24 protein-coding genes are annotated in these 21,619 nt (G+C 35.4%); 23 read left to right on the forward strand and 1 reads right to left on the reverse strand.

Features of this window, described 5'->3' with window-relative positions:
- Nucleotides 1-37: 37 nt before the first annotated feature.
- Genes JDW14_03570 through JDW14_03585 form a run of 4 tightly spaced genes read left to right on the forward strand, consistent with a single transcriptional unit; the run spans nucleotide 38 to nucleotide 3,826 of the window.
- Complete coding sequence (locus tag JDW14_03570; protein QQD66192.1) at nucleotides 38-1,126, forward strand: ABC transporter ATP-binding protein; 1,089 nt, start codon at nucleotides 38-40, stop codon at nucleotides 1,124-1,126.
- An 11-nt stretch (nucleotides 1,127-1,137) separates the two neighbouring features.
- Nucleotides 1,138-1,956, forward strand: a complete 819-nt coding sequence (locus JDW14_03575) for an ABC transporter permease (protein ID QQD66193.1) — start codon at nucleotides 1,138-1,140, stop codon at nucleotides 1,954-1,956.
- Nucleotides 1,928-2,755, forward strand: a complete 828-nt coding sequence (locus JDW14_03580) for an ABC transporter permease (protein ID QQD66194.1) — start codon at nucleotides 1,928-1,930, stop codon at nucleotides 2,753-2,755. Before JDW14_03575 ends, JDW14_03580 begins: the two co-directional genes overlap by 29 nt.
- Nucleotides 2,756-3,826, forward strand: coding sequence for an ABC transporter substrate-binding protein (locus JDW14_03585; GenBank protein ID QQD66195.1), 1,071 nt, complete (start codon nucleotides 2,756-2,758; stop codon nucleotides 3,824-3,826).
- Nucleotides 3,827-3,861: 35 nt separating this feature from the next.
- Here the strand turns inward: JDW14_03585 and JDW14_03590 are convergent, their stop codons facing one another.
- On the reverse strand, nucleotides 3,862-4,692 hold the full coding sequence (locus JDW14_03590; GenBank protein QQD66196.1) for a DUF368 domain-containing protein: 831 nt from the start codon (nucleotides 4,690-4,692) through the stop codon (nucleotides 3,862-3,864).
- Between the two features lie 314 nt (nucleotides 4,693-5,006).
- Here JDW14_03590 and JDW14_03595 point away from each other — a divergent pair, with 314 nt between their 5' ends.
- The 19 genes from JDW14_03595 to JDW14_03685 all read left to right on the forward strand — a co-directional run bounded on the left by JDW14_03595 (nucleotide 5,007) and on the right by JDW14_03685 (nucleotide 21,561).
- Nucleotides 5,007-6,305 carry an FtsW/RodA/SpoVE family cell cycle protein gene (locus tag JDW14_03595; protein ID QQD66197.1) on the forward strand — a complete coding sequence of 433 codons (1,299 nt, stop codon included), beginning with the start codon at nucleotides 5,007-5,009 and terminating at the stop codon, nucleotides 6,303-6,305.
- Complete coding sequence (locus JDW14_03600; protein ID QQD66198.1) at nucleotides 6,280-6,648, forward strand: YlbG family protein; 369 nt, start codon at nucleotides 6,280-6,282, stop codon at nucleotides 6,646-6,648. Before JDW14_03595 ends, JDW14_03600 begins: the two co-directional genes overlap by 26 nt.
- Nucleotides 6,645-7,205, forward strand: a complete 561-nt coding sequence (rsmD, locus tag JDW14_03605) for a 16S rRNA (guanine(966)-N(2))-methyltransferase RsmD (GenBank protein ID QQD66199.1) — start codon at nucleotides 6,645-6,647, stop codon at nucleotides 7,203-7,205. The genes JDW14_03600 and rsmD overlap by 4 nt, the downstream gene beginning before the upstream one ends.
- An 18-nt stretch (nucleotides 7,206-7,223) precedes the next feature.
- Nucleotides 7,224-7,721 (forward strand): pantetheine-phosphate adenylyltransferase, encoded by a 498-nt coding sequence (coaD, locus tag JDW14_03610; protein QQD66200.1) that lies wholly within the window; start codon nucleotides 7,224-7,226, stop codon nucleotides 7,719-7,721.
- Nucleotides 7,722-7,951: 230 nt separating this feature from the next.
- Complete coding sequence (locus JDW14_03615; protein ID QQD66201.1) at nucleotides 7,952-8,152, forward strand: cold-shock protein; 201 nt, start codon at nucleotides 7,952-7,954, stop codon at nucleotides 8,150-8,152.
- Nucleotides 8,153-8,332: 180 nt separating this feature from the next.
- On the forward strand, nucleotides 8,333-9,049 hold the full coding sequence (locus JDW14_03620) for a tRNA (adenine(22)-N(1))-methyltransferase TrmK (GenBank protein QQD66202.1): 717 nt from the start codon (nucleotides 8,333-8,335) through the stop codon (nucleotides 9,047-9,049).
- Nucleotides 9,050-9,086: 37 nt separating this feature from the next.
- Nucleotides 9,087-9,893, forward strand: coding sequence for a Nif3-like dinuclear metal center hexameric protein (locus JDW14_03625; GenBank protein QQD66203.1), 807 nt, complete (start codon nucleotides 9,087-9,089; stop codon nucleotides 9,891-9,893).
- 30 nt (nucleotides 9,894-9,923) lie between these two features.
- On the forward strand, nucleotides 9,924-11,159 hold the full coding sequence (pepT, locus tag JDW14_03630; GenBank protein QQD66204.1) for a peptidase T: 1,236 nt from the start codon (nucleotides 9,924-9,926) through the stop codon (nucleotides 11,157-11,159).
- Nucleotides 11,160-11,222: 63 nt separating this feature from the next.
- Nucleotides 11,223-11,396: a hypothetical protein gene (locus tag JDW14_03635; GenBank protein ID QQD66205.1), complete on the forward strand. Its 174-nt coding sequence runs from the start codon at nucleotides 11,223-11,225 to the stop codon at nucleotides 11,394-11,396.
- A gap of 203 nt (nucleotides 11,397-11,599) precedes the next feature.
- Entirely contained in the window at nucleotides 11,600-12,619 is a 1,020-nt protein-coding gene (locus JDW14_03640; GenBank protein ID QQD66206.1) for a BMP family protein, read from the forward strand.
- Between the two features lie 178 nt (nucleotides 12,620-12,797).
- Complete coding sequence (locus JDW14_03645) at nucleotides 12,798-14,360, forward strand: ABC transporter ATP-binding protein (GenBank protein QQD66207.1); 1,563 nt, start codon at nucleotides 12,798-12,800, stop codon at nucleotides 14,358-14,360.
- Nucleotides 14,357-15,436: an ABC transporter permease gene (locus JDW14_03650; GenBank protein ID QQD66208.1), complete on the forward strand. Its 1,080-nt coding sequence runs from the start codon at nucleotides 14,357-14,359 to the stop codon at nucleotides 15,434-15,436. The genes JDW14_03645 and JDW14_03650 overlap by 4 nt, the downstream gene beginning before the upstream one ends.
- Nucleotides 15,436-16,386: an ABC transporter permease gene (locus JDW14_03655; protein ID QQD66209.1), complete on the forward strand. Its 951-nt coding sequence runs from the start codon at nucleotides 15,436-15,438 to the stop codon at nucleotides 16,384-16,386. Before JDW14_03650 ends, JDW14_03655 begins: the two co-directional genes overlap by 1 nt.
- Nucleotides 16,387-16,587: 201 nt before the next feature.
- Nucleotides 16,588-16,791: a hypothetical protein gene (locus JDW14_03660; GenBank protein ID QQD66210.1), complete on the forward strand. Its 204-nt coding sequence runs from the start codon at nucleotides 16,588-16,590 to the stop codon at nucleotides 16,789-16,791.
- Nucleotides 16,766-17,218 (forward strand): DUF2335 domain-containing protein, encoded by a 453-nt coding sequence (locus JDW14_03665; protein ID QQD66488.1) that lies wholly within the window; start codon nucleotides 16,766-16,768, stop codon nucleotides 17,216-17,218. The genes JDW14_03660 and JDW14_03665 overlap by 26 nt, the downstream gene beginning before the upstream one ends.
- Nucleotides 17,219-17,891: 673 nt before the next feature.
- Nucleotides 17,892-18,269 (forward strand): ATP-binding protein, encoded by a 378-nt coding sequence (locus JDW14_03670; protein QQD66211.1) that lies wholly within the window; start codon nucleotides 17,892-17,894, stop codon nucleotides 18,267-18,269.
- 25 nt (nucleotides 18,270-18,294) lie between these two features.
- Nucleotides 18,295-19,278, forward strand: a complete 984-nt coding sequence (locus tag JDW14_03675; protein ID QQD66212.1) for a winged helix-turn-helix transcriptional regulator — start codon at nucleotides 18,295-18,297, stop codon at nucleotides 19,276-19,278.
- Between the two features lie 229 nt (nucleotides 19,279-19,507).
- Nucleotides 19,508-20,173, forward strand: a complete 666-nt coding sequence (locus JDW14_03680; GenBank protein ID QQD66213.1) for a response regulator transcription factor — start codon at nucleotides 19,508-19,510, stop codon at nucleotides 20,171-20,173.
- Nucleotides 20,170-21,561 carry a HAMP domain-containing histidine kinase gene (locus JDW14_03685; GenBank protein ID QQD66214.1) on the forward strand — a complete coding sequence of 464 codons (1,392 nt, stop codon included), beginning with the start codon at nucleotides 20,170-20,172 and terminating at the stop codon, nucleotides 21,559-21,561. The genes JDW14_03680 and JDW14_03685 overlap by 4 nt, the downstream gene beginning before the upstream one ends.
- Nucleotides 21,562-21,619: the final 58 nt, after the last annotated feature.

The following is a 21,619-nucleotide window of genomic DNA, read 5'->3' on the forward strand; positions in this document are numbered from 1 at the left end:
AAATTTTTTCAATAAAAAATTGAGATAGGAGAGAGCAATGCAAAATAACTTTAGTGTGGTTTTAGAAGGGGTTACAAAGTCTTACGATGAAAATCAAGTGTTAAAAACAATTGATATGGAATTAGAAAAAGGGAAATTTTATACTTTATTAGGCCCTTCTGGTTGTGGTAAAACAACTATTTTACGGATTATCGCAGGATTTAGCAAAGTATCAAGTGGTAAAGTATTTCTTGACGGAAAAGAAGTTACGAATGTACCAGCGAATCAACGTAAAGTCAATACTGTCTTTCAAGATTATGCTTTATTCCCGCATATGAATGTATTTGATAATATTGCGTTTGGCTTATCCATTAAAAAAATGGATAAATCGACTATTGAAGCAAAGGTAAAAGAAGTGCTAAAAATGGTTCGTTTAGAAGGATATGAAAAACGTGATATTAGTGAAATGTCGGGTGGGCAACGACAAAGGGTTGCCATTGCTCGTGCTTTAGTGAATGAACCAGACGTGTTATTGCTTGATGAGCCTTTATCAGCATTGGATTTAAAATTAAGAACAGATATGCAATATGAATTGCGTGAGTTACAACGTCGATTGAATATCACTTTCGTGTTTGTAACGCATGACCAAGAAGAAGCATTGGCGATGAGTGATTGGATTTTTGTAATGGACAAGGGTGAAATTGTGCAATCAGGTTCACCAGTCGATATTTATGATGAGCCAATCAATCGCTATGTTGCTGATTTCATCGGTGAAAGTAATATCATTAGTGCTCGTATGATTGAAGATTACAAAGTATCATTTGTTGGAAAAGAGTTTGAATGTGAGGACGCTGGTATTCCGAGTGGTGAAGCTGTTGAAGTTGTAATACGTCCAGAAGATATTGACGTGACGACACCGGACAAAGGTAAATTAGTAGCCCACGTTGATACGATGCTATTCAGAGGGGTTTTCAATGAAATTATCGCTTATGATGAAGCAGGAAATGAATGGATGATTCATACAACGGATAAAGTGGAAACAGGTGCTACAATTGGTTTGAATTTTGAGCCACATGATATTCACGTTATGCGTTTCAATGAATCTGAAGAAGAATTTGATGCACGTTTAGAGCAATACGAAGATTAGGGGGTAGACAGTTGAACCAACGAAAAAATCATTTATTGGCGATTCCATATTACTTGTGGATTGCGTTATTTGTTATTACACCAATTCTATTGTTGTTTTTTCGCTCGTTTTTCAATATTAATAATCAGTTTACCTTTGATAATTATATTAATTTCTTTACATCAGGTAACTATATTCGTATGGCAGTATCTTCAGTGTTCTATGCTTTTTTAGTGACACTGGTAACATTTTTGCTAGCCTATCCAATGGCGTACTTTTTATCAAGTACAAAAAATAAACAATTATGGCTAATGTTAATTATTTTGCCAACATGGATTAACTTATTATTGAAAACTTATGCATTTATCGGATTGCTAAGTAAAACAGGGCCGATTAATCAATGGCTAATCAATTTTGGTTTTGGTCGACATCAATTACTTTTTACCAATGTTGCGTTTTTAATTGTAGCAGCTTATATTGAATTACCATTTATGTTATTACCAATCTTCAACTCGATTGAAGAAATTCCAAACAGTTTAATTGAAGCGAGTAATGACTTAGGGGCAACACCATGGGTAACGGTTAAAAATATTGTGTTTCCTTTATCATTACGTGGTGTACGCAGTGGTGTGCAGGCAGTCTTTATTCCGTCTCTATCACTCTTTATGTTGACACGTTTAATTGGTGGAAATCGAGTGATTACACTCGGTACTGCCGTAGAGCAACATTTTCTTGTCACACGAAATCAAGGAATGGGTTCAGCTATTGGGGTAATATTATTGATTGCGATGCTCATTGTCATGTATATGACACGTGAAAGACATGATAAAGGGGGAGCGCTTGGTGAATAAAAAAACAATTAAATGGCAAAATATTTATTTAGTATTGATGTTTGTTGTCTTATATGCACCGATTTTTTACTTGATGTTTTATTCATTTAATGCCGGTGGTAATATGAGTGGTTTTTCTGGATTTACATTAGAACATTACCAAACTTTATTTGCTGATACACGATTAATGACTTTTATTATCAATACCTTTATTGTGGCGATTTTATCAGCATTATTTGCAACGATTATTGGGACATTTGGTGCTATCGCAATCTACTATGCAAGACAAAAACGTCATCGTCAATTATTATTGAATTTGAATAATGTGTTAATGGTAACACCAGACGTTATGATGGGAGCTAGCTTTTTAATTTTGTTTACATTGTTTATTAAAATTAAAATGGGCTTTATGACAGTTTTATTAGCTCATATTGCTTTCAATATCCCAATTGTTGTATTAATGGTTTTACCACGATTATATGAGATGAATCCAACAATGATTACAGCAGCACAAGATTTAGGTGCGACACATGGTCAAACGATTCGTAACATTATTTTACCAAGCATTACGAGTGGTATTTTTGCTGGTTTCTTTATGGCATTCACTTACTCATTGGATGATTTCGCTGTAACGTTCTTCTTAGCAGGGAATGGGTTTAGTACCCTTGCAGTAGAAGTTTACTCACGTGCTCGTAGAGGGATTAGTTTAGAAATTAATGCATTGAGCACCCTAATGTTCTTACTGGCACTCATTTTAGTAGTGGGATATTATTTCATTCAAGTAAATGAGCAACGACGTAAAGAGAAAGGGGCAGTGTAGATGAAACGATTAATCAATTCGATAGTAGCTTTATTAGCTACGGTGGCTTTACTGTTCTTTGTGCGTTTTCAACTTGAATCGAATGCAGGCTTAAACAATGATAAAACGGTTGTTTTCTATAATTTTGGTGATTATATTGATCCTGACTTATTGAAACAATTTGAAGAGGAAACAGGCTATCGTGTCATCTATGAAACGTATGATTCAAATGAGGCCATGGTAACGAAAGTAGAGCAAGGTGGAACGACCTATGATTTATTAGTGCCGAGTGAATATATGGTGCAAAGCATGATTAAGTCGGATTTATTACGACCACTTGATTATAGTTTATTACCAAACTTCGAACATATTGATTCTCGCTTTAAAGATTTAGCGTTCGATCCAAAAAATCGCTACTCTATTCCTTACTTTTGGGGTACTTTAGGGATTCTCTACAATCCGGAAATGATTGACGGAAAAATTGAGCATTGGGATGATTTGTGGAATGAAGAATATCGCAATAAAATTTTACTGATTGATAGTGCTAGGGAAGTAATGGGAATTGGCTTGCAATCTTTAGGGTTCTCATTAAATGAAACAGATGATACGGCATTAATGGTTGCGACAGCTAAAATGAAAGCATTGATGCCAAATGTCATGGCACTGGCAGTTGATGAAATTAAAATGTATATCGCTCAAGGTGAAGCACCAATCGCAATTACATATACTGGTGAAGCAGCAATGGCAATGGAGCATAATGAAAATCTAGTTTATGTTGTTCCGTCAGAGGGCTCCAATATGTGGTTTGATAATTTGGTAATTCCAAAAATTGCACGTAATATTGAGGGGGCACATGCTTTAATTAACTTTTTAATGCGACCTGATGTTGCAGCTAAAAATGCAGAATATATTGGGTACACGACACCAAATAAATCTGCAATTCCATTATTAGACCCTGAAATTACAGAAGATGAGGCTTTTTATCCGAGTGATGAAACGATTGAACACCTTGAAGTGTATCAAGACTTGGGACAAGAAAAGTTAATTCAATTTAATGATTTATACTTAGAAATTAAAATGGAACCACGTTAATAATATAAATAAAAAGAGAGCGACGACGCTCTCTTTTATTTATATTGTTCTTCTAATTTTGCCATATAGAGTCCTAATAAGGTTCCAGCTATACAGCTAATAACACACCATACATATTGAATAATTCCAAAATTTGTATAATTTGTTGGGATGATTACGACAGTTGATGCAATGACAATCCCAAAAATAAAGTGGAAAAATAAGCTATAATAATGTTTGAAGATATAGGCAATTAATTTAGATAATAAGATAACCGTTGTCAATCCACCTAAACCAATTGGAATTAGGACACTTAAATCTAATGTTTTAAAACCGTCTGACATTTGTTGATAGAGTCCCATGTATAAAATAAAGTTGGACGGACTTAGTCCTGGAATTAAAATACCTAAAGCAATCAAAGCTCCCGAAATGAACCAAGTGATGAAATTGCCTTGTAATTGACCTTGAAATAATTGTTGTCCAAATAATAATAGAATTAAACCAGCAATAATGGAGATAACGAGTACAATCCAATCGAGTGTTTGACGACCTTTTTTACCAGTTTCTTGCCATAGTGACGGAGCAGTTCCGATGATACAACCGACAAAGAACCAACGAACAATAGTTTCATAGTTTTCGAGCACAAAGCTGACACCAAATGATAATAAGACAATACCAGCTAATGCACCAAAGCCAACTGGAATAAAGAATAAGACATTTTCTTTAAAGTTTTTAGTGATATTGGATAAAAATAAGATGATACGCTCGTACATTCCAAAGATAGCAGCAAAAGCACCACCACTAACACCAGGAATAATAAATCCTGAACCAATAAACATTCCTTTAATGAAACGAATGAACCAACTTTGTTTTTGTGTTTCTTGCATAATAATCAATAATCTCCTATTCTAGTTCCAACTCGCTGAAATGACGTCCACTTCAGAAGTCCCTTCTGTGCGATACTCGCACGCCAGAGTGATTCATTTCAAGACACTCGTTGTCACACTATGGGGTCATATGTTGACTACCCAATCTAAATTTATATTACTTGTACTAGTTTAACGATTGTTAAAATGATTATCAAGTAGAATCTAATCGGATTGACAAAAATTACCACAAAGACGCTATCTATGCTATAATTGGTACGGATATTAACTTTAGTTGAATGAATGGAATAAAAAATAAAGGAGGCATCTGACAAATGACAGAAAAAAATATGATGCCAAAACAATCGATATGGAAATTGCTAAAACAAAAATTACAAGCGACAGATTTATTAATTTTTATTTTTATGTATTTATTAATTATTATCGGTATGATTTTTGTCTTTAGTGCGACAATGTATGCTGGTGGTGGAACAGGTGGTCGAGCAGTTCCGTTTTCTTATGTTAGCCGACAATTGCAAGGGGTTTCGATTGGTTCAGCTCTGATGTTGGCGATGATGTTAGTACCGCATAAATGGTATCACAATCTAACATTGATTCAAGTAGTAGTGCTAGCTCTTGACGGATTATTACTATATACGGCTTTGTTTGGGGAAGTTGTCGGTGGTGCGAGTAACTGGTTCAATCATTTTGGGATTAATTTCCAGCCTGCCGAGTTGTATAAGGCAGCAGTAGCAGTATTAGTCGCTTGGCATTTGAGCTTTCAAAAAGAAGAATTGAGTGTCAAAACTACCAAAGAAAAATGGAATGTCAAAACTAAAATTAAAAATCCTAAACAGTTGTTAAGCCAAAATCAAGGGATTATTTCGATTGGTTTAATTTTAGCTGGTTTTTTGTTTATGAGAATGATGCCGGATTATGGAATGATTTTGTTAATTGCGATTGCATTAGCTGCGAATTGGACGATTAATAAATTGACTTTAAAGCAAAATATCACACTTTATTCTATAGGTGCCGGTGCATATGCTGTTTTTTTATGGATTGCGAGTACCTTTGCACCTAATTGGATAAATCGTGATAGCCACTTTTTAGTGCGACTTGGGATTTTTACCAATCCGTTTATTGACCCATTGAATAAAGGGTTTCAATTGATACAATCGCTTATTGCTATCAGTCGTGGTGGTTGGTTTGGTAAAGGAATTGGACAAGGAATTACAAAACAGTTGAGCTTGCCAGAAGGTCAAAATGACTTTATTTTTGCGATTATGACGGAAGAACTAGGTTTTGTCAAAATTCTGGTATTTTTAATCTTTTTATTGGTAGTATACTTATATTTATTTAAACAAGCGATGGCATGTAAGGATACTTTCCGTAAAAATGTGATTTTTGGTTTGTCGATTATGTTTGTTGTTCAATCAATGGTAAATATCGGTGGGGTACTCAGTGTGATTCCACTTACAGGTGTCACATTGCCATTTATCAGTTCCGGTGGGACGAGTATGATGATTAGTATGGCAACAATTGGTATTATTCAAGCAATGATTATTCAAGAGCGTTTAGCAGACGATGAAATGAATGGAAGTGATAGTAATGGAAAAGACTACGATAGAATTTAATTTAATGGAACGTACGGCATTAGTTGTATGGCTCTATACATTGAAGCAGTTAAAACATATTCGTAAATTTGGGCATGTGCAATTTGTTAGTAAACGCATGCGTTATGTTATTTTATATATCAATCAAGCAGATGAAGAAGAAACAATGAAAAAATTACGTCGCTTGCATTTCGTACAAAAAGTAGAGAAAAGTTATCGTGATGACATTGATATGACTTGGAAAGATGCGATTCCAAATCGTAAGGACAAAGACCATGAAAATCATCATGAAGACGATAAGCAAGAGCTGAACTTCATTCAGTCATTAGTTTCGACATTGCATGAAAAGGATTCAGATAAATGAGAGTAGTAGCAGGAAAGTATGGAAGTCGACCCTTAAAAGCAGTACCGGGTAATAATACACGTCCGACAACCGATAAAATTAAAGAAAGTCTGTTTAGTATGTTAGGTGGCTTTTTTGACGGGGGTAAGGTATTGGATTTATATGGTGGTACAGGTGGCTTAGCGATTGAAGCTGTATCACGAGGTATGGACGAAGCGTATATTTGTGAGCAGTATCGTCCAGCATTAAAAGTAATTGCCGAAAATATTGCGATGACAAAGGAATCCGAGCGTTTTACGGTGTTGGCAGGGAATAATCGACAACAATTAGCCCAATTAAATGCGATTAGCTTTGATTTAGTGCTGATTGACCCACCGTATAAAAAGCAGATGATTGAAGAAGATATTGAGTGGTTGGTACAACATCAACTTATAACAGAAGACACGATTATTTTGTGTGAAACTGATGATACGACAGTATTGCCGGAACAACTACTCAATTGGTATAAGGCAAAATTTAAAACTTATGGTAGTACGCATATACACTTGTATCAGTATGATGATACATTGAATGATTAAGATGTGAGGTGTTAGCAGATGAAAAAACGTATTGGAATCTTTCCAGGTAGTTTTGACCCATTAACTTATGGGCATTTGGATTTAATTGAACGTAGCAGTCAATTATTTGATGAATTGATTGTTTTAGTGGCTGTTAATACGAGTAAAAAGGCATTGTTTGCACCGGAAGAAAAGGTTGCCTTAGTTCAAGCAGTGGTCAAGGATTTACCAAATGTTACGGTTGAATCTTTTTCAGACGGACTGGTCGCAACGTATTATCAAGAAAAAAATGCGTCTGCCTTAATTCGTGGGGTGCGTAATGCCCTTGATTTTGAATATGAAAGCAATATTTCGATTATTAATCGCAAACAATATGAGGACCTAGAAACGATTTTAATGTATGCGAATGAAGAATATCGTTATTTGAGTTCGAGTTTGATTAAAGAAATTGCGTATTTTAAAGGGGATATTAGTGATATGGTACCACCGATTGTGCGTCAAGCGATTGAAGAAAAGTACCAGCAAATGGAGCGTTAGATGATGTATGGTATTGGCAGTAATGGTTTTATGAACGATTACTGCCGATTTTTTATTTTAAAAAAGGCAGACTTGGAAATAAAAATCGGAAACGCTTGTAATGGGGCATTATGTATGTTATGATGATAACATATTTTTGTAACGGAAGAAGAGTCAATAGCAATATAACGTTTTTAACCAATCGCAGAAATAAATATATACGTGCGAAAGCACAAAGGAGTTCATCGTTAATGGAACAAGGTACAGTAAAATGGTTTAATTCAGAAAAAGGTTTCGGATTTATTGAAAGAGAAGGAGCAGCAGATGTGTTCGTTCATTTTTCAGCAATCCAAGGCGACGGTTACAAAACTTTAGAAGAGGGACAAGCAGTTTCTTTCGAAGTTGAAGAAGGCGCTCGTGGACCTCAAGCTGCGAATGTGGTTAAAGCTTAATTCTAGTTTGAATTTATTCCAAGGCATGCTCATGTGAGTGTGTCTTTTTTTGATTTCACCACAAGTTTTTCACAAAATTCTAACACATAGTTAATTAAATTTGATACAATAACTTTATATGTTTGAAATTCACTATGATGTCGGATATTCAAACGACAGAATCCATTAGGAGAAATCAATATGAATTCAGAAAAATTATCGACACGCTTGGCACGTGTTGCCGACTATTTAATCGAGTATGCAAACGAGCCACTGCGTTTAGCAGATATTGGCAGTGACCATGCGTATTTGCCTTGTTATTTAGGATTAAATAATCATTTAGAATTTGCGATTGCAGGCGAAGTAGTTGACGGGCCATTTCAATCAGCTAAGACGGAAGTAGCAATACGTCAATTAACGGATATTATTTCCGTACGCAAAGGGGACGGACTGGCAGTTGTCACATCAGAAGATAAACTCAATGCTATCAGTATTTGTGGCATGGGTGGTTCTTTAATCCGTGATATTTTAGCTAAAAATGAAACATTATTAACACCAGGTATTCTAGTTGTTTTGCAGCCAAATATGGCAAGTTTTCAATTGCGTCAATGGCTCAATCAGCATCAATTTGAATTGTTAACTGAAACAGTCGTCACTGACAATCAGCGTCAATATGAAATTATTGTGGCAAGGAAAGTTGAACAGGCTGTTGCCCCATTATCAAGAGAGGCACTTCAATTTGGGCCATATAATTTGCAACAACCAACGTCTGCTTTCTTTGATAAATGGCAAAGTGAATTAGCAGTGCTGCAAAATGTTCGTCAGCAATTAGAAAAAACAGTAGATGCAACTCACGAGAAAGCACAAGCTATTCGTGAACAAATCGAAGCAATTGAACAAGTGCTAAGTCGTAAGTAAGTTAACTCAACAGGACGTATAAAGAAAGGAAGTAACCATGACAACTATAACATTTCAAATATTGATTGATTATTTGAATGATTTATATCCACCACATTTGGCAGAAGATTGGGATCAAGTCGGATTACATTTTGGAAATCCACAAGCACCAGTCAAACGAATTTTAACGACTTTAGATGTGCGAGATGCTGTGGTAGATGAAGCAATTGAACAAGGCATTGATACCATTATTGTGCATCACCCTATTTTATTTCATGGCATCAAACGCTTTGATTTATCCGACGCTCAAACGCGAGTGTATGCGAAATTAATTAAGCATGATATTAAAGTCTTTGCAATGCACACCAACCATGATATTCAGTGGAATGGTATGAATGATTGGTTATGTGAAGAATTAGGTTTAGAAAATATTCGTCCATTAGAGCGACCAGAAGACCATGACAATCCAGGACTTGGTCGTATTGGAGAGTTGCCACAACCTGTAAGTCGTGATTCCTTGTTAGAATTATTGAAGACAACATACGGACGCACGCAATTTCCAGTTATTGAAACGACACCGAAAGCGATGTATCAACGCATTGCCTTAATCGGTGGTGCTGGCTCTAGTTATGCACATTTAGCAGCTAAATTAGAAGCAGATGTCTATTTAACGGGGGATATTACTTATCATGCAGCCCAAGCATGTGAACAATTGCCATTGATGACGGTAGACGTAGGACATTATACGGAAGTTGTCTTCGCTAAGAAAATGGCAGCCTTATTGAATGCTGCTGCTGAGCAAAATCAATGGAAAATCGAAGCGAAACCGACAACGATTAACATTAACCCATTCAAATACGAATAATTAATATAATAATAAAAAGGAGATAAAATTATGCCAAATTTATTTAACCAAACAAGAGACCGTTTAATTCGCTATGCGAAAATTAACACACGTTCTGACGTCAATAATAAAGCTATTCCGTCAACAGCAATCCAATTTGATTTATTGAATTTATTAGTTGACGAATTAAAGGAATTAGGAATGCAAGATGTTGTCTTAAATCCTGTAAATGCGTTTGTAACGGCGACATTGCCTGCTAATACTGACGCTGATGTACCAAGCATGGGATTTATTGCACATGTTGATACGGCTGATTTTAATTCAGAGAATGTACAACCACAAATCATTGAAAATTATGACGGTGGTGATATTGTGTTGAATGCTGAGCAAAATATTGTGATGACAACAGCTGATTTTCCTAATTTAACTCAATATAAAGGACAAACTTTAATTACAACAGACGGTACAACTTTATTAGGTGCTGATGACAAGTCAGGAATTGCTGAAATTATGACGGCAATGGAATATTTAATTGCACACCCTGAAATTAAGCATGGTGAAGTAAAAGTTGCCTTTGGTCCAGATGAAGAAGTAGGACGTGGAGCTGACCATTTTGATGTTGAAGGTTTTGCGACAGACTTTGCCTATACAATGGACGGTGGACCAGTTGGGGAATTAGAATACGAAAGTTTTAATGCGGCGTGCTTGAATTTGCGTATTACAGGTAAAAATATTCACCCAGGAACTGCAAAAGGGAAAATGATTAATGCGATTACAGTTGCGAATCAATTTATTTCAAAATTACCAGAAAAAGAAGCACCTGAATTTACAGATGGTCGTGAGGGCTTTTACCATGTTAATGAAATCAATGGTTCAGTTGATGAAGCGTATGTATCATTAATTATCCGTGATTTTGACCGTACTGATTTTGAGGCACGTAAAGCATTTGCTATGCAAGCAGTTAAAGAAGTGAATGCTTTGTATCCGTATGAAGTGATTGAACCAGAATTATTTGACCAATATTACAATATGGCAGAAGTCATTGAAAAAGATATGCGTTCAGTTGATTTAGCGAAAGCAGCAATGGAATTATTGGATATTCCAGTCGATATTAAACCAATTCGTGGTGGTACTGACGGATCTAAAATTAGTTTTATGGGTATTCCAACACCAAATATTTTTGCTGGTGGCGAAAATATGCATGGACGTTATGAATTTGTTGCCGTTGAATCAATGGTGAAAGCAACTGAAGTGATTGTGAAAATTGTTGAATTAGCCGCGAAATAAAAGAGTGTAGCACCTTGTCCGTAGTGGATAGGGTGTTTTTTGTAAACACTGGGGGGATAATAGATGAAAATCAATAAAGAAGATAATACTAAAATTATGGCTAAAGCAGATGATTTAAGTGAAGATAATAAAGTAGAGCATGAGAAAATACTAGTGGCTGACCAAGACCAAGTTGATGATAGTGCGGTATCTATTTTATCTTGGCATATAGAAGCATTTAAAGAATTAGCGAAATGACAAGACTAAAATAAAATAGAAATGTACTTTGATTACATCTCAAAATTCATGAACGATAACGAAACAATATGGAAAATCATTCGTTTTTAACCGTTTTCTCAAACTTTATATGCTTGCATTTTAATTTTGAGTAGATTATAATAAGGTTGGGTTGGGGAATTTTGATAAATCAAACTAACCAAATAACTTTTTGGAGGAATACAATGAAAAAGTTTGTAAGTTTAGCGTCAACAGCGTTAGTATTAGGTTCAGTAGCAGTGCCAGTATTGGCTCAAGCAGAAGAGGATTTTTCAGTTGTTATGGTTACCGACACTGGTGGTGTAGATGATAAATCATTTAACCAAGGTGCTTGGGAAGGATTAACAGCTTTCGGTGAAGAAAATGGCTTAGAAAAAGGAAAAGGATACCACTACTTACAATCTGCAAGTGATTCTGATTATGTTACAAACTTAGAATTAGCAGTTGCAGGTAACTTTGATGTGACATTCGGTATTGGTTACAAATTAGCAGAAGCAATTCAACAAGTAGCTGAAGCAAACCCTGAACGTCATTTTGCAATTGTAGACTCTATGGTTGATTTACCAAACGTTGCGTCAATCGGATTTAAAGATCACGAAGCATCATTCTTAGCAGGGGTAGCAGCTGCTAAAACAACTAAAACAAATAAAATTGGTTTCATCGGTGGTATTAAAGGTGAAGTTATCGACCGTTTTGAAGCTGGTTTCGTAGCTGGTGTTAAAGCAGTTAACCCAGATATCAAAGTAGAAGTTCAATATGCAGACAGTTTCTCAGATGCTGCTAAAGGTAAACAATTAGCATCAGCAATGTATGCAAATGATATTGATGTTGTATTCCATGCAGCTGGTGGTGTAGGTGAAGGAGTCTTCACTGAAGCTAAAGACATCGTGAAAAACGATCCAACTCGTGAGATTTGGGTAGTTGGTGTTGACCGTGACCAAGATGCTGAAGGTATTGTTGAAGTAGAAGGCAAAGAACGTCACTTAACATTAACTTCTACATTAAAAGGTGTAGGTGCAGCCGTTAAGAAAGTATCAGAAGATGCTAAAGCAGGTAACTTTAAAGCAGGTGTGACAACATTCGGTTTAGAAGATAACGGTGTTGGTTTATCTGACGGTCAATTAACAGATGATGTAAAAGCAGCAGTTGCTGAATTTAAAGAAAAAATCATCAAGGGCGAAATCGAAGTACCAGAAAAACCATAATTTTTTATAAAATTTAGTAGAGTAGAGCAGAAAATGCACTTCTGCTCTACTTTTTTTAAAAATTTTTAGTATAATATAAATAAGAAAAACGCTTTATTTATCTGATTTTTGCCATTATTTAATTATTCATTCAACAATATGAATAGAGCGTAAAATAAAAAGAAAGTGGGGGATGACCATGACAGTGAATCAAGTTCCTGTGATTGAAATGCGTAATATTTCAAAGCAATTCGGTACTTTTTTTGCCAATAAAAACATTAATTTACAATTGTTAAAAGGTGAAATTCATGCACTGTTAGGGGAAAATGGTGCGGGCAAGTCGACTTTAATGAATATTTTATCGGGGTTGTATCAACCAACTGCTGGTGATATTTATATGAATGGTGAGAAAGTCGAAATTTCATCGCCGACAAAGGCAACGGCATTAGGTATTGGTATGGTACATCAACATTTTATGTTAATTGATGATTTTACCGTTGCTGAAAACATTATGCTCGGTAACGAGATGACGAATGGTCTATTATTAAACCGTTCAGGTGCTCGTGAGTCTATTTTAAAAGTATCGAAACAATATGGTTTGGATATTGACCCAGATGCGAAAGTACGTGATATTACAGTCGGTATGCAGCAACGTGTGGAAATTTTGAAAACCTTGTATCGTGGGGCTGATATTTTAATTTTTGACGAGCCAACTGCCGTATTAACACCACAAGAAATTCAAGAGTTTATTGTGACATTAAAACATTTAGCGTCAGAAGGCAAATCTATTATTATCATTACGCATAAATTAGATGAAATACGAGCAGTGGCTGATCGTTGTACAGTCATTCGTCGTGGCGAGTCGATTGATACAGTGGTAGTGGCTGGTACAAGTTCGAGTGAATTGGCAGATATGATGGTTGGCCGTTCAGTTAATTTTAAAACGGATAAATCACCGGCTCAACCGACAGATGTGGCACTAGAAGTTGCGGATTTAATTGTTGAAGATGAACGAGGCGTTGAAGTTGTCAAACAATTAAGTTTCCAAGTGCGTCATGGGGAAATTTTAGGAATTGCTGGGATTGACGGAAATGGGCAATCGGAATTAATTTTAGCGATAACAGGATTAGCTAATGCAAAATCAGGTTCAGTCAAACTCAATGGCGAAGAAATACTTGGCTTAACTCCACGTGAAATCAATGAAAAATTTGTAGGACATATTCCAGAAGATAGACATAAGTATGGTTTAGTACTAGATATGAAACTAGAAGACAATATGGTCTTAAAAGAATATTATCGTGAGCCATATTCAAAAGGATTGTTCTTAGATTTCAATGCAATTGGTACTCATGCAAAAACGTTGATTGAGCGTTACGATGTGCGTACAACATCTGAAAAATCACCGGCGAGTGCTTTATCCGGTGGTAACCAACAAAAAGCGATTATCGCACGTGAATTAAGTTTAAATCCGGACTTTTTAATTGCTGCAAACCCAACACGTGGATTAGATGTTGGAGCGATTGAATACATTCACAAAGCCTTGATTGCTGAGCGTGATAAAAACAAATCGGTTCTATTGATGAGTTTTGAATTGGAAGAAATTTTAAATGTATCAGACCGAATTATAGTCATGTATGACGGAAAGATTATGGCAGATGTACTGGCGTCTGAAACGAATGAACAAGAAATTGGTTTGATGATGGCAGGAACATCTTATGAAGAAGTATTACGACAACGACAAGAGAGAGGAGTGAACTCATGAAAAAATTACAAACGATTCTTATTCCTGTCTTATCAGTAATTTTAGGGCTTTTAATCGGTGCGATTGTAATGATAATTTTTGGTTATGATCCAATTAACGCTTATAGTTCACTTTACAAAGGGTCGCTGGGCGATATTAAATCTTTTGGTACTGCTATTAAGACGGCTACACCCCTTATTTTTACTGGGCTAGGTTTTTCAGTTGCATCAACAGCTGGCTTTTTCAATGTCGGATTAGCCGGTCAAGCCTTAATCGGTTGGTTATGTGGCGTATTAGTAGCGAGTTGGTTGCCAAATGCACCGAGTATTGTAATCATTCCAGTTGCTCTGATTGCAGCTGCAGTAGGTGGGGCACTTTGGGCTGCCGTTGCCGGTGTATTGCGTGCTTATTTTAATGCGAGTGAAGTAATCGTGACGATTATGTTAAACTATATCGCAGTGAAAGTCAGTGATGATTTCTTATATTCAGTATTGGATACAAGTCGTTTAATGGCACCAGAACAAGCGAGTTTAAAAGCAGAATGGTTGAAAAACTTAACGAATGGCTCTCAAATTCATACTGGTATCTTCTATGCGATTGTTGCTGTTATCATTATTCATTTCTTGATGACACGCACAACTGTCGGTTTTGAATTGAAATCAGTTGGTATGAACCGTTTTGCGTCACAATATGCTGGAATGAATGCGAAACGTAATATTATTTTAGCAATGGTTATTTCAGGAGCATTGGCTGGATTAGGTGGTGCAATGAATGGATTGGGTGAATTTGGTTACTTATTCAAAATGGACGGTGTTGCTCCAGCCATCGGATTTGACGGTATGGCAGTGGCATTATTGGGTATGAATAGCCCAATTGGTATTTTAGTTGCCTCTGTATTATTTGGTAGCTTAAAAACAGGTGGTAACTTCATGCAGTTAGCAGGTACGCCACCAGAATTAATTAACATTGTCATTGGTTTAATTATCTTCTTTGTAGGAATTAAATACATTGTCACTTATTTCTTTGAAATGAAAGAACGTAGACAAGCAGCTGCCTTAATGGTAAAAGTGGAACAAGCCAAAGGAGGCAATGAATAATGGAAAAATTATTAGCATTAATTGTTTACCAAACACTATTTTATTCAGCGCCACTGATTTTTACTGCATTGGGTGGCATTTTCTCAGAACGTAGTGGGGTTGTCAATGTTGGACTAGAGGGTATTATGGTCATGGGAGCTTTCGGTTCCATTGTGAGTAACTTAGTATTAGGCGATACATTTGGTTCAATGACACCATGGATTTGTTTAATGTTAGGAGGACTATTTGGTCTAGTCTTTTCAATCTTGCACGCAGTTGCAACGGTTCATTTACGTGCCGACCACATTGTATCCGGAACGGTATTGAACTTAATTGCACCGGCCTTAGCGATTTTCTTGACGAAAGCATTTTACAATGCCGGACAAACACCAAGTGTTAAATATACATTTGGTAAATTTAATTTTCCTGTGTTGGCGAATATTCCAGTGATTGGTACGATTTTCTTTAAAGCAACATCAGCACCGGCTTATGTTGCCGTCTTAGCAGCTATTTTAGTATGGGTAGTGCTTTATAAGACACGTTTTGGCTTACGCTTACGTTCAGTAGGTGAAAATCCACAAGCAGCTGATACATTAGGATTAGATGTATATCGTTGGAAATATACAGGTGTTTTATTATCAGGTTTCTTCGCCGGTATTGGTGGAGCAGTTTACGCACAGTCAATCGTATCGAACTTTGCAGGTAATACGATTGTTGGACAAGGATTTATCTCGCTAGCAGCGGTTATCTTTGGTCGCTGGCACCCAATCGGTGCTTTATTAGCAGCTATGTTCTTTGGTTTTGCACAAAGTTTAGCTGTTATCGGAGCACAATTACCAGGGATTAAAGAGATTCCAAGTATTTTCTTACAAATCGCACCGTATGTCATTACTATTATTGCTTTAATTGGTTTTGCCGGTAAATACAATGGTCCGAAAGCTAATGGTATCGTATATGTGAAATCGAAATAGGTTGTAATACTTTTTGTTTCGAAAAATCGTGACAAAGGCTCGCATTGTCTTCTGTATTGTGGAAGATGATGCGAGTTTGTTTATAGAATTTGGATTTAGGATGAATGTAATATGAAAATATATCAAAACTCTTTATTTCCTCCTTTTTTTATTTATAATTATAGTGTAAGCTAGAAATTAATGACAAAAAGGAGGGGGAGTATGGAAGCTAGATTAAAACGTCGGATGCGTGATGTTTTTTGGGACGGATTTAAAAGTTTGAATTTTCCTACCTTGAAAATAGCAAGTAGCTATTCTTTAACAGATATTTCGTTAGGGAGTGTTCGTGCGGACTACAGAAATTCAACTAAAGAAATAAAGAAAGAGTTTTCTAAAATTGATAGAAGAGTTACAGCAGAAAAATAAAAGTAATGAAATTTCGAATGTTGAATCAGTTGTTGAAGAAATTGAAAGGTTACCTTTTGAACAACAGGAAGTAGTGTTTCAAAGGTTAGAAGTTTATCATGGGGATTTACCGCATCCTAATATTTTAAAAGAGTATGTTATGCTGTATCCGGATTCTGCTAAGAAAATCATTGATAACGGAATTAAAGAATCTGAACATAGACGTGAAATGGAAAAGGATTATTTAAACAAGAAGCACATTGAGTTTAAACGTGGGCAGACCATGGGGTTTGTGTTAGCTCTGGTAATGACGTTAATCGGTGCTTATCTTATAGCAACAGATAAGACATTGGCAGGTTCTATTTTATCTGGAGTTACAGCTCTGGGAATTGTAGGATTGTTTACTAGAAATGATAACGAAAGAAATAAAAAAGAACATAATGATTGATAAACTATAGCAATTCAATGAGGTCAGAAAAGGCAACTAATGCACCCGTAATGTGTACCTGGGAGCTCCACCATAATAATTAACGGTATAATAAAAGAATAGAAAGTTACTTATAAGGGTAGAATAGTTCCTATCGCACCTGTAACAGGGTACCTGAGATGACGAGGTTACTGAACGTCTATATAACTTATCTAATTTTTTCATTAAGACATTCTAACGATAGGGTGTCTTTTTTTGTATAAATGAGATGAAAATATTGTTTGAAACAATCGTTGAATTAATTATTAAACACATAGGGAATATTTATTTTTATAGTTCATGGATATTAATGGCACCACAACTTCTAGTGGGGGAATTAAGCTGAAATTCATTGAGAGAATATGATATATTATATGTATATCAGGTGGAAATATAAGAGATAAAGTAAGAGATAAAGTAAGAGATAAAGTAAGGGATAAAGTAAGAGATAAAATAAGAAATCACGTTAAAACTGGATTCATTCAATGTTTTAGCGTGATTTTTTGCTGAAATTCATTGAGATAATATGATATATTATATGTATATCAGGTGGAAATATAAGAGATAAAGTAAGAGATAAAGTAAGAGATAAAGTAAGAGATAAAGTAAGAGATAAAGTAAGAGATAAAGTAAGAGATAAAGTAAAGGGAAAATTATGGAGAAGTATCTAAAAATAATTAATGAAATTATCAATAAAAATGTCGAAGAAGAATGGTTTGAATTTAAGATGAATTGGTCTGAACCTAATGGTATTGGTGAGTATATTTCTGCATTATCTAATTCAGCAGCCATGTGTAAAAAAGAATTTGCATATCTTATTTGGGGGATTAATGATGAAACACATGAAGTTGTTGGTACAACATTTGACTTTAGAGGAAATGTAAAAAATGAGCCATTGGAGCATTATCTTGCTAGGCAAACAACTCCAGATATTGCCTTTTCTTTTCATGAAATTTGCTATGAAGAAAAAAGGCTGGTTTTATTAGAAATTCCAAAAGCAAAAAAATATTCCGACTTCATTTGGCGGTATTAGATATATCCGAATAGGTTCGAGTAAAGTGAACCTTGTAAAATATCCAGAAAGAGAAGCGAACTTATTTGAAGTTTTAAGAAATGTTGAACAAACAATTGAAACGATTGAGTCGGAGTATCAAGATTTAACATTTGAAAGATTATTTACTTATTATGCTGGAAGAGGGATTTTGTTAAAGGCAGATACCTTTAAGAAAAATCTGGGATTACTCACTAAAGACGGTAAATACAATTTAATGGCTCAATTATTATCGGATGATAGTCACATATCAGTAAGAGTATCAATTTTTAATGGTGAGACGAAAGCAGCATCTTTATACTCGGTAAAGGAATTTGGTAATACGTGTATTCTTTTGACTTTAGATAAAGTGCTGGAATATGCGGATGTTATCAATATTATTCAAGCTGATGAAAGTAATCGAGTTTTAACAAGAAAAGATGTCTCTCTCTTTGACACAAGCGCATTTAGAGAAGCAATCATTAATGCTTTTGTTCATAATAAATGGGTGGACGGGAATGCACCTATGATTACTGTTTACAATAATCGAATTGAAATACTATCAAGAGGGACGCTGGATTCGAAGCAGACAATAGAAGGATTTTATTTAGGGGAGTCAATACCTGTAAACCAAAAATTATCAGATATATTTTTACAACTTCATATTAGTGAGCGCTCTGGGAGAGGAGTTCCGAAAATTCTTGATGTCTATGGAAAAGATGTATTTGATTTTAGAGAAAATTCAATTGCCGTTAATATTCCTTTTCATTGGATTAATAAAAAGGAAGAAACAGTTGTGAAAAAAGTTAGCAATAAAGCTACCTTAGAGCCAAGACATAAACAAGTTTTGAAAGAACTTAGAAAGAATCCTAAGGTTACTCAACTTCAATTGGCAAATATTTTAGGTGTCTCGAAATCAGCGGTAGAGAAACACATTAAATTTTTAAAAGAGAATGGATATATTGAGAGAGAGGGTTCCAATAAAACAGGCTATTGGAAGTTGAATAGATAGAGCTGATCCAATTAGAAAAACGAGATAAAGCAATTTGAAGCAATTGTTTTAGGTAACTTGCCGAGGCTGCAACTAATCTGATAAAAACTGTTTAATCAGTATTTATCAGATTATTGCAGTTCTGGCTTTTTTTCATTATTAAATAAATTCTCCGCCAAAATGCAGATTATTTCCCAAAATCACGTTATAATAAAATAGAGGAGTAGAGGGGATGAAAAGGAGCATTTAAATGAAAGGAAAATTATTACTCGTTGAAGATGATGACATTACACGTGAAGCGGCGACTGAATTTTTAAAGGTGAAAGGGTACGACGTGATATCGGTGGCTGACGGTGAAACGGCTATTGCGACATTTGAAGCACAACATTTTGATGTCGTGATTTTAGACATTATGTTGCCAAAAGTCGACGGTTTCGGTGTGCTAAAAGCGATAAGAGCTCAAAAACAAACATGTGTACTGATGTTGACAGCAATGACGGATGATAAAACACAGATTATGAGTTTCGACTATCAAGCAGATGACTACATGAGTAAGCCTTTCTCATTAGCTATTTTAGAAAAACGAGTGGAAGCCTTGATGAGAAGAAGTCAGCCCCAATCCAATAAGGAAGAATGGGTATATGGTGATGCAAAAGTGAATCTATCCGGTTTTAGTGCTACTTACCAAGGTGTTGAAGTTGACATTAAACCTAAAGAAATTAAAATATTAAATTTATTGATTGATCATCCAGGGCAAGTATTTTCTCGTGATCAAATACTAGATAAATTATGGTTCGATGAAACACCGTATGATAGAGTAATTGATGTTTATATCAAAAATTTACGTAAAAAATTGCACCTAGACTGCATTAAAACCGTAAAAAATGTAGGTTATAAGTATGAAGGTGACGTATGAGAAAACTAAAGTTATTTCCGAAAATATTCCTATATACAATGGTCATTATGACGCTGATTACAATTACAATTCATGGTTTAATCTATTTCCTATTGCCCAACTTTTATTTTTATCAAAAACAGGAAGACGGAAAGCAACGCTCTGCTCAATTAGTTGAGATTTTAGAAGAGGCGAACCAAGAAGAAATCTTAGAAATCGCTAAAAATTATGCACTGATTTACAATGTGAATATTGTCTTAACGATTGAAGAACAGAATTATCAATTTCATGGCTTTACTCCGTCAGAGATTCAACTGGATCCAGTTAGAGCAAAAGAAGTATTAAATCGTGATACGTCAATTGCTCAATTAAATTCACTGGGTAACCGTGCAATTGTTGTGGATAAGAAGCATTTTAAAAATAAAGACGGTCAAGAAGGTGACCTTTACTTAATTTTAAGTACGGGTCCGATTGATGAAACAAAGCAAGTGACATTGAATTTTCTGCCGTACTCGATTAGTATTAGTGTCATTCTTTCGCTTTTTGCAGCTTATTTATATAGTAAAAAAATGACGAAGCCGATTAAAGCGATTTTGACATCGACTAAAGATATGGAACAATTGAAACAAGGTGTCTACTGCAAGGTCGAAAGCGAAGATGAAATTGGCATGATTGCCGAAAATATTAATGCTCTATATGACACTATTTGGAAGACGATTGAATCACTCGAGCAAAAAATTGCTGATATTAGTCAAGTGGAAAAAGAAAAGGTTGAATTTTTACGTGCTGCGTCCCATGAGCTGAAGACGCCTTTAACTTCATTGCGTGTCTTGTTGGAAAATATGCGTTATAACATTGGTAAATACAAAGACCGAGATTTATATTTAGAAAAAGCACAGGATATTGTGATTGAGTCGACGGAAATGGTGCAAAGCATCTTAGATGTCAGTAAATTGCAAATGGTGACGAAAGGGCATGAAGAAAACTTGGATATTCGTTCGGTGCTACTTGAAGTATTGAAATCCTATAATGTGTTAGCAAAAGCCAAAAATCTTCATATTAAGATGAAACTAGATGACACTATTCATTATGAAATGAATAAAGAGTCCTTAAAGAAAGTACTATCCAATCTTATCTCGAATGCCATTCATTATACTGAGCATGGTAAACGCATTGACATCGTTATTACAAAAGAACATTTAGTGATTGAAAATGAGTGTCAGCCACTTTCGGAATATGAGTTAAATCATATCTTTGACGCATTTTACCGTCCGGATTTTAGCCGCAATAAAAAAGATGGTGGAACAGGACTGGGGTTATATGTAGTGAAAAATATTTTAACTGATGCCAATCTTAACTTTCAATTTACGCCAAGTGAATTGGGAATGCGATTTGTGATTGAATTTTAGACGGGTTATGAAAATAGGGTAGTACAAGCTTGTACGCTGAGACTAATCGTAAGACTTG

Source organism: Aerococcaceae bacterium zg-252 (assembly GCA_016237705.1).
Taxonomy (GTDB): domain Bacteria; phylum Bacillota; class Bacilli; order Lactobacillales; family Aerococcaceae; genus Globicatella; species Globicatella yangjingiae.